The following is a 13,827-nucleotide window of genomic DNA, read 5'->3' as shown; positions in this document are numbered from 1 at the left end:
GCGGTGTTCCAGAATTTCAGCGCCATCTATGTTGTCTACGCGGCGGCAGCACTCACCGGCATCATGATCGCCGAGGGCTGCTATCTGCTCTATGCCGGGCGCAGCGACAAGCGCACCGCCATCAACCGGCGCATGAAGCTGCAGGAAAACAAGATCAGCCAGGAACAGGTGCTGATCCAGCTGCGCAAGGAGCGGGGCCTCGAAGCCGGCACGTCGCTGTTTTCACCCGACCGCTTCCGCGCGCTGCGCACGCAGTCGGGTATGACCATGCCGTTGCCGAAATTCCTGATGATCACGTCGGGCGTGGCGTTGGCGATGACGTTTGCCGCACTCTGGTACGGCCTGCCGCTGCTGCTCGGGCTTCTGTTGCTGGTCGTCCTGGTGCCGCTGCTGCCGGTGATGGCAATGCGTTCCATGCGCGGCAAACGGCTGAAGCGGTTCGGCTTACAGTTGCCGGAAGCGCTTGAGCTGATCACGCGCGGCCTCAAGGCCGGCCATCCGGTGCCGGTGGCCATCGCCATGGTGTCGCGCGAAATGCCCGATCCGATCGGCACCGAGTTCGGCGTCATCGCCGACGAGGTGACGTATGGCTCGGATCTGGTTTCGGCGTTGAATTCGCTGTTCGACCGGGTCGGCCATGAGGATCTGCCACTGTTCATCACCGCCGTGTCGATCCAGACCAGTTCGGGCGGCAATCTGCGTGAAATCCTCGACGGGCTGTCGACGACGATCCGCGAACGCGGCAAGCTGCGGCGAAAGGTGCGCGCCATTTCGTCAGAAGGCCGCATGTCGGCCTACATCCTGACCGCCGTGCCGGCGCTGCTGTTTACCGGCATCATGGTGTTGATGCCGCAATTCTATCGCGATGTTTGGGATATACCGAAGACCTGGTACCTGCTTGGCGGTTCGATCTCCTGGCTGATGCTGGGCAACGTCATCATGTTCAAAATGTCGAACTTCAGGTTCTGACATGGAACAAATCATCCAGTTCCTCGCTTCGCTGGCGCCGACCTCGCTGATGCCCGTGGCGGTGATGCTGCTGGCGTTGGGCGGCGGCGCGGTGGCGTGGCCGCTGGTCGTGGCGAAAGGCGACCGCAACGACCTCAAGCGCCGGCTCAAGGTCGAGGACAACAAGGTGGTTGAGCGGGCCGAACCGACACCGAAGAAGAATTCCAACGCGGTGCGCGAAAAGGCGGTGAAGCGGGCGCAGGACTTCTATGCCAAGAGCGATCCGGAAAATGTCGCCCGGCTGCGCATGAAACTCATCCAGGCCGGCTACATGGAACCGCGCGCGGTCGGCATGTTCTTCCTGGTCCGTTTCGCTGCCTTTGTCGGCGGCGCGATCGGTGCGTTTCTGGTCAATCAATGGATGGCCAGCGCCGATGCGACCGCGACCAGCCGCTGGACCTTCATCATCTTGTCGGGAGCGGCCGGCTATTTCCTGCCCGGCCTGGTGCTGAGCCAGAAGGTGCGGGAAAAGATGCGCGAATACCGCAACGGCTTTCCCGACTTCATGGATTTGATGATCGTCTGTTCCGATGCCGGGATGAGCATGGAAGCCGGGATCGAACGCGTCTCGAAGGAACTCGCCAAGACCTATCCGGCGCTCAGCCAGAACCTGCAGCTGGTATCGCTGGAGCTCAGGGCAGGGCGCAGCCTCGACGACGCGCTGAAAGCGCTCGCCGACCGCCTCAGCCTGGACGAGGTGCGTTCGTTCGCGACGCTGCTGCAGCAGTCGAAGGAACTCGGCACCAGCCTGTCAGGAGCGCTGCGCGTCTTCTCCGACGAAATGCGCCACAAGCGCATGTCGTTGGCCGAGGAGAAGGCGCACGCTTTGCCGGCCAAAATGTCGGTGCCGGTGGTGGTCTGCATCCTGCCGGTGGTGCTGATGATTGCCGTCATTCCGGTTATCGTCAAAATGACGGCGCATTGACGGGGCGGCCTGGTTAACAGGATCTTTGCGCGAAACTAAATTTTAGGCGCATTTCAGCACCGAAGGTTAATCGCCCTGTTGTAGTCTGCTTCCTGAAGAACGACCCGGCAAATCGGGCGATTGAGGCAGGGGCATGCGTTACAGATCTCTCACGGCAATGGCCGCGATTGCGGCCGTCTTGATGGTCACGGGTTGCACGTCGAGTGGCGTCGATACGACCAAGACCACCGCCATCCCACCACAGGCAAAGGACGTCAGTTCGTCCGACCTGACGGAGGGCAAGGTGCAATTTCGCGAGGCGAATTACGGTCTTGCCGAAAAGCATTTCCGCAAGGCGGTGGAACTGAAGGCCGACAATGCCGAGGCCTGGATGGGGCTTGCCGCTTCCTACGACGAACTCGGCCGCTTCGACTTTGCCGACCGCGCCTACGATCAGCTTTTGAAGGTTGCCGGGCGCAAGCCGCAGATCATCAACAATATGGGCTATTCACAATTGTTGCGCGGCAACCGCAAGAAGGCCAAGGCGCTGCTTCTGGAGGCCAGGGCCGGCATGACCGACCCAACGGTGGTCAATGCCAATCTGGCGCTGCTGAACAAGGGCTGAAACGTCGCTCGTCGTGCGCGGCTTCTCCCGCAAGACGAGACAGCGACGCTTTGTAAACCTTGTCGGAAGGTAGCGTCGGACGGCCGACCGAAATTACGCATTTGCAGCCTGTAGCTGCCCTAGAATGCAGCGCACCCGACTATCTTCCCCAAGAGGCTGCTGCTCACACATGTTGGATTTCAGTTCGCTCCTGCTTGCAGCTGCGCTGTCTGGCATATGCCTCAGCGTCACCATGTTTGCGATCTGGCTGACTGCGCCGCGCGGGCGCTTTGTGCTGAGCGTGGCGTGCGGCATTCTCGTGCTGGTCGCGCATGTGATCTTGTTCTGGCAATACACCAGGGATCCGAGCCCGTGGCTTTGCCAGATCGTCTTGGCGTTGCTCAGCCTGGGTTTTCTGACCATCTGCCTGGCGGCCATGCAATATCTCGGCGTGCATGAGTACAGACGTGCTGTTATGCCGACGTTGCTTGCGATGGCGGTGTGCGCGGGCGTGACTTATCTGGGCCTCGACGGTGTCGGCTTCGTCGTCACCTACGCTGCTGTAACGGTGCTGCTTGTGGTGATCGGGGCGATGTTCTGGATCAAGGGCGGCGGTCAGGAGCGCCGAATTCTGCTGGTCGTTTCGTTCCTGAGTGGCGTCTGCGGGCTGTCGTTCGGACTTTGCGGCGCGATGCTTGTCGTCAAGGGGCAGTGGGTACTCGGCGTTGCGCCGGACAATTGGGCCGAACGCTTGAACTCAGTCGTCGCGGTTGCCTGCATGACCGGGCTCGGCGCCTTGACGCTCTCGCTGCATCATTTGCAGGCGCAGATCGAATTGAAGGCCGAGACCATGACCGATCCATTGACCGGGCTGATGAACCGGCGGGCGCTGACCGCATTCTACGGCGAGCGCGTCTTCGGTCCGTTCATGTCCGTCGTCATGTTCGATCTCGATCACTTCAAGAAGACCAATGATGTCTTCGGCCATCCGGTCGGCGATCAGGTTTTGTGCCGCTTCGCCGCAGTGATCCGGAAATATGGCAAGACCGGCGTCGATGCCTTTCGGCTGGGCGGCGAAGAATTCGTGCTGGTGATGTCGCGGGTGACGGAAGAGAAGGCCTACGACCTTGCCAGCAAGATTAGCGTCAGCTTCGGCACGGAAGTGGTGGCCACCTCGCTCGGTCCGTTGCGCAGCACGGTCAGCGGCGGCATCGGCTTTGGCGAGGCAGGCGGCGCCAGTCTCGACGTCGTGCTGGCCGATGCCGACACTGCACTTTATGCGGCCAAGCGCGCCGGGCGAAATCGCGTCGTCGTCCAGAACAAAGCCAGCAAGGCCGACGAGCCGGCCCTGCGCTCTGCCTGATTGCCGCCCGAGAGGGTTACTCGGCGGCGCCCAGATACTCCGACAGCGGCGGGCAGGAGCAGACGAGGTTGCGGTCGCCGGCGACATTGTCGATGCGCGACACCGGCGGCCAGTATTTTGCCGCGCTGTCGGCGTCACCGGCAGGGTAGGCCGCTTCCAGCCGCGAATAGGGATGGCTCCAGGTGCCGGCAAGCGTTTCCGCGGCGGTGTGCGGCGCATTGACCAGTGGGTTGTCGGCCAGTGGCCACTCGCCCTTCGCCACCTTGGCTGCCTCGCCGGCAATGGCAATCATCGCCTCGCAAAAACGGTCCAGTTCGCGCTTGGGCTCCGACTCGGTCGGTTCGACCATCAGCGTGCCGGCGACCGGGAACGACATGGTCGGTGCGTGGAAGCCGTAATCGATCAGGCGCTTGGCGATGTCGTCGACGCTGATGCCGGCGCTGTCCTTGAGCACGCGGGTGTCGAGGATGCATTCATGCGCGATGCGATCGTGCCTGCCTTTGTAGAGGAGCGGGAAGTGCGGCGCGAGCCGCGTCGCCACGTAGTTGGCAGAGATGATGGCGGTCTCGGTCGCCTGCTTGAGGCCGGAGGCGCCCATCATGCGAATGTACATCCAGGTGATCGGCAGGATCGAGGCGCTGCCGAACGGTGCGGCCGACACGGCGTGGCCTGAGCCTTCGGTGACGTGACCCGGCAGATAGGGCTGCAGATGCGCCTTGACGCCGATCGGACCGACGCCAGGACCACCGCCGCCATGCGGAATGCAGAAGGTCTTGTGCAGGTTCATGTGGCAGACATCGGCGCCGATGTCGCCGGGGCGCGCCAGCGCGACCAGGGCGTTGAGGTTGGCGCCATCGAAATAGACCTGGCCGCCATGCTCGTGGATGAGAGCGCAGAGGTGGCGCGCGCCTTCCTCGTAGACGCCATGCGTCGAGGGATAGGTGAACATCAGCGCTGCGAGGTTCTTGGAATGCTCGTTGGCCTTGGCCCGCATATCGTCCATGTCGATGTTGCCGTCTTCCAGGCAGCGCACAACGACAACGCTCATGCCCGCCATCGCCGCGCTCGCCGGATTGGTGCCATGCGCGGAGGAGGGGATCAGGCAGACGGTGCGATGGCCTTCACCGCGCGAGCGGTGATAGCCGCGAATGGCAAGCAGGCCGGCATATTCGCCCTGGCTGCCGGCATTGGGCTGCAGCGTCACCGCATCGAAGCCGGTGATCTCCGACAGCCAGCCTTCCAGTTCGCCGATCATGGCGCGATAACCGGCCGAATGGCTGGCCGGCGCGAAGGGGTGCAGATTGGCGACGCTTGGCCAGCTCACCGGCATCATCTCAGCGGCGGCGTTGAGCTTCATGGTGCAGGAGCCCAGCGGGATCATGGCGCGGTCGAGCGCCAGGTCCTTGTCGGCGAGACGGCGCAGGAAGCGCATCATCTCGGTTTCCGAGTGATTGTCGTGGAAGACCGGCTGGGTGAGAAACTCCTTGCCGCGAGGTTTTCCGGGCACGGTGCTGGCGGCAGCGTCGCCGGCCGTGGCGCCGAACAGGGCTGCGATCGCGGCGAGGTCGGCCTCCGTCGAGGTCTCGTCGAAGGCGATGCTGATGCGGTCGGCATCGACGACACGCAGCAGCCGGCCGCCCTTTTCAGCGGCAGCAGCGATCGAAGCTGCCTTGCCCTTCACCTCGGCGGTCACCGTGTCGAAGCGGCTAGAGCCGAGCACGGAGACACCGGATGCCTTCAGGCCTGCTGCAAGGCGGCTGGCGAGCGCATGGATGCGGCCGGCAATCGCTTGCAGTCCGGCGGGGCCGTGCCAGATCGCATAGGCCGTCGCCATGTTGGCAAGCAGCGCCTGCGCGGTGCAGATGTTGGAGGTCGCCTTGTCGCGGCGGATGTGCTGCTCGCGCGTCTGCAGCGCCAGCCGATAGCCGGGACGGCCCTTGCTGTCGGTGGACTGGCCAACGAGGCGGCCCGGCATCAGCCGGGTCAATTTGTCGGAGACGGCGCAATAGGCGGCGTGCGGGCCGCCAAAGCCCATCGGCACGCCAAAGCGCTGCATCGGGCCGACAGCGATATCGGCGCCCAGCTTTGCCGGCGCGTCGGTCAGCGTCAGGCCGAGCGGATCGGCAATGAAGACGACGACGGTGCCTGTTGCACGGGCCTTTTCGATCGCCGCCTTGTGGTCACCATAGACGCCAAAAGTGTCCGGCCAGGAGACGAGCAGGGCGGCGGTGTTGTCGTCGATCGTCTCGCCGTCGATCTCGATGCCGAGCGGCTCGGCGCGGGTGCGCACCACGTCCAGCGTCTGCGGATGCGGCGTGCCGGCCAGTGCCACCTTGGTGCGCTTGTCGCGATGATGGCGCAGCGCAATGCCGACAGCTTCGGCAACGGCCGTTGCTTCGTCGAGCAGCGAGGCCGATGCCACCGGCAGGCCGGTCAGCTCTGTGACCAGGGTCTGGAAGTTGAACAACATTTCCAACCGGCCCTGGCTGATTTCGGCCTGATAGGGCGTGTAGGCCGTATACCAGGCCGGATTCTCGAACAAATTGCGCTGGATGACCGGCGGCACATGCACGCCGTGATAGCCGGCGCCGATGAAGCTCTTCAGCACCGTGTTCCTTGCCATGGTCGCCGACAGTTCTGCCAGCGCTTCGGCTTCGCTGGCCGGTGCGGGCAGGGTCAGCGGTACGTCGAGGCGGATCGATCTCGGCACGGCCTGGCTGATCAGCGTCTCGACTGAGGGAACGCCGATCACCGCAAGCATGGCTCTGACATCGTTGACATCAGGACCGATATGGCGGGCCGAAAAGGGAGTGAGTGCTGCGCTCATGTTTCTTATGATCCTGATATCAGCCGATATGGGCCTGGTAGGCGGCCTCATCCATGAGGCCCTCGAGCTGGCTTTCATTGGCGAGCTTCATCTTCCACAGCCAGCCGTCGCCGGTCGCCGCTGAATTGACCAGCGATGGGTCGGACGAGAGCGTGCCGTTGGCCTCGGTGATCTCGCCGTCGACCGGCGCATAGACGTCGGACGCCGCCTTGACGGATTCGACCACCACCGCGGTGTCGCCCTTGGCCAGTTTTTTGCCCAGCTCCGGCAATTCGACGAAAACGAGATCGCCGAGCTGCTCCTGCGCATAGTCGGTGATGCCGACGGTGGCGATGCCACCCTCGACACGGAGCCATTCGTGATCTTCGGTGAAATAGGTTTTTGCCATCGGGATTATCCTTTGCGGTAGCGATGAGGAGTGAAGGGCAAGGGGTTGATATCGATCGGGATTTTCGTCCCGCGAACGTCGGCGAACAGTTTCGTGCCCGGCTTGGCCAGAGCTGTCGGGACGTAGCCCATGGCGACGGGATGGCCAACTGACGGGCCGAATCCGCCGGAGGTGACATGGCCGGCGGCATTGCCGTCGGCATCGAACAGGGCACAGCCGGCACGCACAGGCTGGCGGCCTTCAGGCTTCAAGCCCACGCGTTTCCACCACGGGCCTTGTGCGGTCTTGCGTAAGACATCAGCGCCAATGAAGGATCCAGTGGCACGGATATCCTTGGGGATTGCCCACATCAGGGCCGCACTGGCCGGGTCGGTCTCCGGCGTGATGTCCTGGCCGTGCAGGCAGAGCCCGGCTTCAAGCCGAAGCGAATCGCGGGCGGCAAGGCCGATCCACAGCACGCGTTCGTCCTCGAGCAGCTTGGCAGCCAGGATCCGCGCGTCCGCTTCCGGCAGGCCGATCTCGAACCCATCTTCGCCGGTATAGCCGGAGCGGCTCATGAACCAGTTTTTCTTCGGCTCGATGCCATGCATGAACAGCAGCGAGCCGGTCTCGATGCCCGCGCGGGACAAGGCAGCCCAGGCTTCCGGACCCTGTATCGCCAGGAAGACACGGTCGAGCGCGTCGACCTTGACCTCGAAATCCTTGGCAAGCGCGCGCAGGTGCTTTTCGTCGGCTTCGGCGTTGCCGGCATTGGCGACCACCATGAAGCGCTCGTCGCCGAGCCTGGTGACGATCAAATCGTCCAGAATGCCGCCGGCTTCATTGAGGAAAAAGGACAGTTTGGACTGCGAGATTTCGAGCGCGCCGGCATCCAGAGGGCAGGCGCGGTTGAGCAGGGCGACAGCGCCCGGGCCACTGATCTCGAACAGCTTCATGTGAGAGATGTCGAACAGGCCGGCATGCTCGCGTGTGTGAAGATGCTCCTTCATCACGCCGGCCGGATAGGTCAGTGGCATCGACCAGCCGGCGAAGGCGCCAAAGCGCGCACCGGCGGCGGTGTGAATATCCTCAAGGGGAAGGTGTTTTGGGTCGCCCGTCATGTCATCTCCAGAGTCGCACGCAATCGGCCGCTGATGGCGACCAGTCCGTGCCCCTCTGTCTGAAGCCTGAGAGACTCGCGCCCCGTAACTCTGTCGGCAGCGCTTACACCTTCGGCGCGGGGGCAAGCCCCGACTTTCCAGAGTGTCTTTCCCGTCTACGGTTCTTTTGCCTGAGAGATTTCGGGCGATTTCCCCTTCGGCGGCAGCTTTCGCTGCTCTCTCCCGCAAACAGGTAGGACTCGCAAAAGTCCTCGACTCGCCATCCATAGCCCGTGAACGACACCTTGTCACCTGCCAGCGACATCTAAAGCGCACCGCGCTTCGGATCTTTGTTTTGATGCATGTCGTTCTCCTAAAACCGGTTGGCAACATGCATCGGCCRACAAGGCTTCGCTAACCACGCCGTTTGCCGGTTTTTCAAGACACTGCTGGTACAAGGATGGAGATGATGCTTGGCGACCGGCAGCAGCCGGCAGCGGACGGGGACCGAAAATGGGCGAACTCATCATGACCGCACCGGTGGCGGGGCTGACCTCGAAAGGCCGCATCACGGCTGAGGACGTGGTCATGCTGCGCCGCGAGGTGTTCAGCGACGGCGTGGTGACACGCGGCGAAGCCGAAGCGCTGTTCGCGCTCGATGCGACGGCCAAGGACAAATGCGAGGAATGGCCGGTGTTCTTTGTCGAGGCCATTGGCGACTATATCGTCCATCAGGAAAAGCCGGCGGGCTATATTTCCGGGGATAATGCCGACTGGCTGGTCCGGGCGATCTCCCGCGACGGCATGGTCGACAGCCGGACAGAGCTCGAACTGCTGGTGCATGTGCTGGAGCAAGCGAAATCCTCGCCGAGCCGGCTTTCCGCCTATGCGTTGCAACAGGTTTCCGATGCGGTGATCGACGGCAAGGGACCGCTGATGCTTGGCGGCAGCCTGATTCCGGGGCTGATTGCCGAGACCGAGGTCGAATTGCTGCGCCGCATCCTTTACGCCCATGGCGGCGACGGCAACATCGCCATCACCCGCGCCGAGGCCGAGGTGCTATTCAAGATCAACGAGCAGACCGCGGCGGCCAGCAACGATCCGTCCTGGAACGACCTGTTCGTCAAGGCGATCGCCAATTTCGTCATGTGTTCGGCCGGCTACGAAGCGCCGACGCGCGAGGTGGCGCTGCGCCGTGGCGCCTTTTTCGAGCAGGCCGATCCGGAGATCGGCGGCTTCTTCGGCCGCATGGTGTCAGGCGGGCTCGCCGGCATCATGGAAGCCTACCGGTCGCCTGATAATATCGAGGCCGAGTGGGAATCGAAGAACAGGGCGACAGAGGCGCTTGCCCGCCGTGCCGAAACGATCGACGCCAGAGAGGCGAAATGGCTGGCCGAGCGCATTGGCAGCGATCGGCCATTGTACGACAACGAGCGCGCGCTGCTGACGCTGATCAAGCACGCTTCGCCGGAGATCCACTCGGCGCTGAAACCGCTACTCGACAAGGTCGCCTAGGGTCCATCGATATTCAGGTGATGCCGGCCTGCAGATGGCGGCTTCCTGCGCTTCCGGTGCTCACGTACTTTATGCACGCTCCGCTCCGGTATACGGATGCATTTTATCAAATCCCACCGTACCAGTCGTAGCCATTGTCTTCCCAATAGCCGCCGCGGCCGCCGCCGACATTGGCGAAACCGTCGACCAGTTCGATTTTGTAGAGGTATTTCGGCATCTTGTAGCCGAGCTGGCGTTCGACACGCACACGCAGTGGCGCGCCGTTCTCGACCGGCAGCGGCTTGCCGTTCAACCCATAGGCAAGGATCGTCTGCGGATGGCGGGCATCGATCAGGTCGATCGTGCCGTAATATTTGACGTCACCGGACAGGCTGCGGTCGATCGTGTCGAGGCAATGGAACATGACGTAGCGCGCCTGCGGCTTGACCACCGCCTGGTCGAGCACCAGCGACAGCGGCGTGCCGGTCCATTTGGCGATGCAGCTCCAGCCTTCGACGCAGTCGTGACGAGTGATCTGCGTGCGGCTCGGCATGTTCTGAAGCTGCTCGCGGCTGAGCGACAGCGGCTTTTCGACCAGGCCCGTCACCTCCAGGCGCCAATCGGCGAAATTGTTGGCGAGCAGGCCCTTGTAGACATCGTCGTCCGGCGCGGTGACGCCGTTCGGCCGCTGCGGCTGGCGGATGTCGGCCTCGGTGAATTCCGGCGCCAGCGCATCGCGGTCGGCGAGCAACCGTTGCGCGCGATAGGTCAACCCGTTGGCGTTTTCGAGGAAAGTGCGCAGGCCGTCGCCCATGCCGAGTTGGCTGTCGAAGGCATCGCAGCCCGACAGCATGATGCCGGACACGCCAAGGCTGGCCGAGGTCAGGAACTTTCTGCGGCTGATCTGGAACTTTGCCATGTCAGGCGCTCCTCTCGGCGGGTTTGTCGTCATGCGAGGGAGGATCGGTGCGGTACCAGCCGGTGATGATGGAGCGCAATTCGTTGATCGGCCCGGCGGCGAGGATCATCAGGATGTGGATGACGAAGAAGCCGATGAGCAGCAGCATCACCGTGAAATGGATGGTGCGTGCCGTCTGCCGGCCGCCCAGCACTTCGTTGAGGAACGGCAGCACCGAATTCATGCTCGGCGACATGGCCAGGCCGGTGATGATCATCAGAGGCAAAAGCACGAACAGCACGCCGCCATAGGCTATTTTCTGCAGCGTGTTGTAGTCGCGTGTGTGGTGGAATTTCAGCTTGGCGTGGTCGACGATGTCTTGCGGCAACCGTTTGAGATCGTCGAGGCGCGGCGCGAGATCGCGGCGCAGATGGCCGTTGAGCGCGCTGGCGACCAGCCAGACGATGAGTGTCGTGGTCAGGATCCAGGCGAAGAAGAAATGCACCACGCGGGCGGTGCCGAGGTCATAGTAGGACGGGATCGTCGCCCAGGACGGAAAGCCGCGCGCAGTCTCCTGGCCAGCCGGTCCCGACCAGCCGAGCACGCCTGTGGTGTCGAAGCGGTGCCCGAAGATTTCGGTGTAGCCGCGCGTGCCTGTTGTGGTGTTTTCGGCGCCGATGGCGAAGACGGTGTTGTTGTATTCGAAACCCGACTGCTTGCCGATATAGAGCTGCGGGCGGGCGTTGAAGATCTGCAGGCCGGAAAGCAGCATGAAGAACAGCGAGATCGCCCACAGCCAGTGCGTCAGCCGCGTCCAGCGCGACTGCCGGTAGATCAGCGTTTCATCCCTGGGCGGGGCGGCGTCTGCTTCGGTAGCGGATTGGCTCCTGGCAACCGTTTCCATCTTTTTTCTCTGCCTCCCGGCCGCGCGATTTCGGCGCGGCCTCTGCGATCAACGTTCTCCTCCCAATACGTCGCCAGCCATAGCGATGTTTCACCTGATCACGGATTTATTACGAACTGCCGAGACTGACCGCGAGATTGACCACGGCAGCGACGATGACCGTGTTGAAGAAGAACGACAGGATCGAGTGGACAAGCACGACGCGGCGCATATGCGAGGTGGTTATAGCAGTGTCGGCGGTCTGCGCGGTCATGCCGATGACCGTGGCGAAGTAGAGGAAATCCCAGCCCTCCGGCCGTTTGCTGCCGGGAAACTCGAGGCCGCCGACTGGGATCTTCTTCTTGGTTTCGGAATCGATCGCGTCGCCGTCCATCCAGTAGACATGCGCATAGTGAAGTGCGGCCATGGCATGGATGGTGAACCAGCCGAGCGGGATCGACAGCATGGCGAAGCCGAGCTCGGTGGGGTCGCGGTCTTTGTGGTTGATCAGCAGGAACAGCAAGACGACGGCAATGGCGACAACGCCAAGGGTGATGGCAAAGATGCCCAGCACGGGCAGGTCGATCTCACGTGCGTTCTTGCTGAGATAGCGGCCGGAAAGCAGCGGCATCTTGGCGATGACGAGCGCGATGAAGACGGCGAAGAACACATTGGCGCCGATCGAAATCGAATAGGCAAGTGGTACCCCCGAGATCAGCGCGATAACCAGCGCCGGGATGCCGACGCAGGCCGACACCAGGAATTGCTTGTGCCGGTGCAGCGGGTTGGTGATGGGGATGTCTGTCGCCATGGCGCGGCCTCGAGTGCCGTTTCTATCCCGGTGTGGCGGATTTCAGCGCCCGCCGCAAGATACGGTCGAGTTCGCCGAGAAAGCGCGAACGGTCCTGCGGCGCGAAGCTGGCATTGTAGCCCTTGCTTTCGCCGGTCTCGCGCAGATGCTGCTTCAAGTCGCGCATCGCCACCGCCATGCCGATCGTCTCCGGCGTGAACGGGCGTCCTGTAGGGCCAAGCACATGGGCGCCCAGCGCCACCGTGCGGGCGGCAAGCGGGATGTCGGCTGTCACCACGATATCGTTGGGTTTCGCATTCTCGACGATCCAGTCGTCGGCGGCGTCGGCTCCCTTGGACACCACGACGTTTCGGATCATCGGATCGCGCGACGGGCGCAGGCCGCCATTGGAGACGTAGGTGACGACGACGCCATGACGCTCGGCGACCTTTTCGACCTCGGCCTTGACCGGGCAGGCGTCTGCATCGACGAGAATTGATGGTGCGGGCATCTTGCTTCCAATGAATATGGGGCCGGATCGTTCTCCGGCCCCATGAACGCTTCTTTTCAGATCTTCAAGCCGGCAAGGCGCCGGACTTCTTCGCGGTCCATGTCGCGATGTAGTCCATCAGGCCGGGATTGAGGCAGTCATAGGGCTCGATGCCGATTGACTTCAACTGCGCACGAATGCCGTCCATGCGCTTCGGGTCGACACCGGATTCGATGATCGAGGAGACGAAAGCGGTGAAGCCAGGCGGTGACCAGCCGTCTTCCTGGAAGCGCTCGGGGTGGATGAAGGTGAGGCCCTTGAACGGATGGTCGCGCTCGACCGGTCCGTGCATGTGGACGCCGCAGCCGATGCAGGCGTGGCGAAGGATCAGCGCGCCGGGATCGACCACTTTGAGCTTGTCGGCATTTTCGGTGACGGTGACGTCGCCGGTGCCGGCGACGGCCACGACCGAGAACACCGCGCCTGCCGGCTTCCAGCATTTGGTGCAGCCGCAGGCATGGTTGTGGGCGATCTGGCCCTTGACCTTCACCTTCACCGGCTTGCTGGTGCAGGCACAGACCAGCGTGCCGCCGGCAAAGCTGGCGCTCTCCTTGGGCAGTCCATTGTCGAGTTTCGGATGCAATTTCTCAGGCATTTTCTTCCTCCCTTGTTGAACCCGTGCAACTTCAGTCGCTGGCCCTTCGGTCGGCGGCTCTTTTCTCCTCAGTAAACCACCACGCTTCGGATCGACTTGCCCTCATGCATGAGATCAAAGCCCTTGTTGATGTCCTCGAGCTTCAGCGTGTGGGTGATCATCGGGTCGATCTCGATCTTGCCGTCCATGTACCAATCGACGATTTTTGGCACGTCGGTGCGGCCGCGCGCGCCGCCAAAGGCGGTGCCCATCCAGGTGCGGCCGGTGACCAACTGGAATGGCCGTGTCGAGATTTCCTGGCCGGCTCCGGCAACGCCGATGACGACCGACTTGCCCCAGCCGCGGTGTGAGGATTCGAGCGCCTGGCGCATCACCTTGGTGTTGCCGGTGCAGTCGAAGGTGTAGTCGGCGCCGCCGATCTGGTCGGCGCCACGCTTGGTCATG

General features: G+C 62.8%; 14 protein-coding genes and 1 riboswitch. Of the genes, 5 read left to right on the top strand and 9 right to left on the bottom strand.

The annotated features are described in order from the left end of the window. Window positions 1-3 precede the first annotated feature (3 nt). From AC1DVW_RS16660 to AC1DVW_RS16645, 4 genes are all read left to right on the top strand, one after another. The gene (locus AC1DVW_RS16660) at window positions 4-969 is read left to right on the top strand and encodes a type II secretion system F family protein (RefSeq protein ID WP_477247365.1); all 966 of its coding nucleotides are present in this window, start codon (window positions 4-6) and stop codon (window positions 967-969) included. 1 nt (window position 970) lies between these two features. Continuing rightward, window positions 971-1,933 (top strand): type II secretion system F family protein, encoded by a 963-nt coding sequence (locus AC1DVW_RS16655; protein ID WP_477247363.1) that lies wholly within the window; start codon window positions 971-973, stop codon window positions 1,931-1,933. Between the two features lie 133 nt (window positions 1,934-2,066). Continuing rightward, window positions 2,067-2,537: a tetratricopeptide repeat protein gene (locus tag AC1DVW_RS16650; protein WP_477269791.1), complete on the top strand. Its 471-nt coding sequence runs from the start codon at window positions 2,067-2,069 to the stop codon at window positions 2,535-2,537. Window positions 2,538-2,706: 169 nt separating this feature from the next. Next, window positions 2,707-3,879: a GGDEF domain-containing protein gene (locus AC1DVW_RS16645; protein ID WP_477324409.1), complete on the top strand. Its 1,173-nt coding sequence runs from the start codon at window positions 2,707-2,709 to the stop codon at window positions 3,877-3,879. Window positions 3,880-3,895: 16 nt separating this feature from the next. Here the strand turns inward: AC1DVW_RS16645 and gcvP are convergent, their stop codons facing one another. The 3 genes from gcvP to gcvT are packed head-to-tail and all read right to left on the bottom strand — an operon-like array spanning window position 3,896 to window position 8,194. Further along, the gene (gene gcvP / locus AC1DVW_RS16640) at window positions 3,896-6,706 is read right to left on the bottom strand and encodes an aminomethyl-transferring glycine dehydrogenase (RefSeq protein WP_477324407.1); all 2,811 of its coding nucleotides are present in this window, start codon (window positions 6,704-6,706) and stop codon (window positions 3,896-3,898) included. Window positions 6,707-6,725: 19 nt separating this feature from the next. Further along, the gene (gcvH, locus tag AC1DVW_RS16635) at window positions 6,726-7,094 is read right to left on the bottom strand and encodes a glycine cleavage system protein GcvH (RefSeq protein WP_477247355.1); all 369 of its coding nucleotides are present in this window, start codon (window positions 7,092-7,094) and stop codon (window positions 6,726-6,728) included. Window positions 7,095-7,099: 5 nt separating this feature from the next. Beyond that, the gene (gene gcvT / locus AC1DVW_RS16630) at window positions 7,100-8,194 is read right to left on the bottom strand and encodes a glycine cleavage system aminomethyltransferase GcvT (protein ID WP_477324405.1); all 1,095 of its coding nucleotides are present in this window, start codon (window positions 8,192-8,194) and stop codon (window positions 7,100-7,102) included. Between the two features lie 148 nt (window positions 8,195-8,342). Next, window positions 8,343-8,429: riboswitch (glycine riboswitch) on the bottom strand. A gap of 257 nt (window positions 8,430-8,686) precedes the next feature. Here gcvT and AC1DVW_RS16625 point away from each other — a divergent pair. Then, window positions 8,687-9,688, top strand: coding sequence for a hypothetical protein (locus tag AC1DVW_RS16625; protein ID WP_477324403.1), 1,002 nt, complete (start codon window positions 8,687-8,689; stop codon window positions 9,686-9,688). A gap of 106 nt (window positions 9,689-9,794) precedes the next feature. On the opposite strand, the gene AC1DVW_RS16620 is transcribed toward AC1DVW_RS16625, so the two are convergent. The 6 genes from AC1DVW_RS16620 to AC1DVW_RS16595 all read right to left on the bottom strand — a co-directional run. Next, window positions 9,795-10,586, bottom strand: coding sequence for a molybdopterin-binding protein (locus tag AC1DVW_RS16620; protein ID WP_477324401.1), 792 nt, complete (start codon window positions 10,584-10,586; stop codon window positions 9,795-9,797). A 1-nt stretch (window position 10,587) separates the two neighbouring features. Beyond that, the gene (locus tag AC1DVW_RS16615; RefSeq protein ID WP_477324399.1) at window positions 10,588-11,469 is read right to left on the bottom strand and encodes a cytochrome b/b6 domain-containing protein; all 882 of its coding nucleotides are present in this window, start codon (window positions 11,467-11,469) and stop codon (window positions 10,588-10,590) included. A 109-nt stretch (window positions 11,470-11,578) separates the two neighbouring features. Further along, complete coding sequence (locus AC1DVW_RS16610) at window positions 11,579-12,259, bottom strand: DUF1345 domain-containing protein (RefSeq protein ID WP_477269777.1); 681 nt, start codon at window positions 12,257-12,259, stop codon at window positions 11,579-11,581. 22 nt (window positions 12,260-12,281) lie between these two features. Beyond that, window positions 12,282-12,749 carry a YaiI/YqxD family protein gene (locus AC1DVW_RS16605; protein WP_477247344.1) on the bottom strand — a complete coding sequence of 156 codons (468 nt, stop codon included), beginning with the start codon at window positions 12,747-12,749 and terminating at the stop codon, window positions 12,282-12,284. A gap of 64 nt (window positions 12,750-12,813) precedes the next feature. Further along, on the bottom strand, window positions 12,814-13,383 hold the full coding sequence (gene gfa / locus AC1DVW_RS16600; protein WP_477324397.1) for an S-(hydroxymethyl)glutathione synthase: 570 nt from the start codon (window positions 13,381-13,383) through the stop codon (window positions 12,814-12,816). A 68-nt stretch (window positions 13,384-13,451) separates the two neighbouring features. Continuing rightward, window positions 13,452-13,827, bottom strand: a 376-nt coding sequence (locus tag AC1DVW_RS16595; RefSeq protein WP_477324395.1) for a zinc-binding dehydrogenase, incomplete at its 5' end; no start/stop codon positions are given.

Source organism: Mesorhizobium sp. P3_B5, from assembly GCF_056402815.1.
This window is presented reverse-complemented; position numbering and strand designations above follow the sequence as displayed.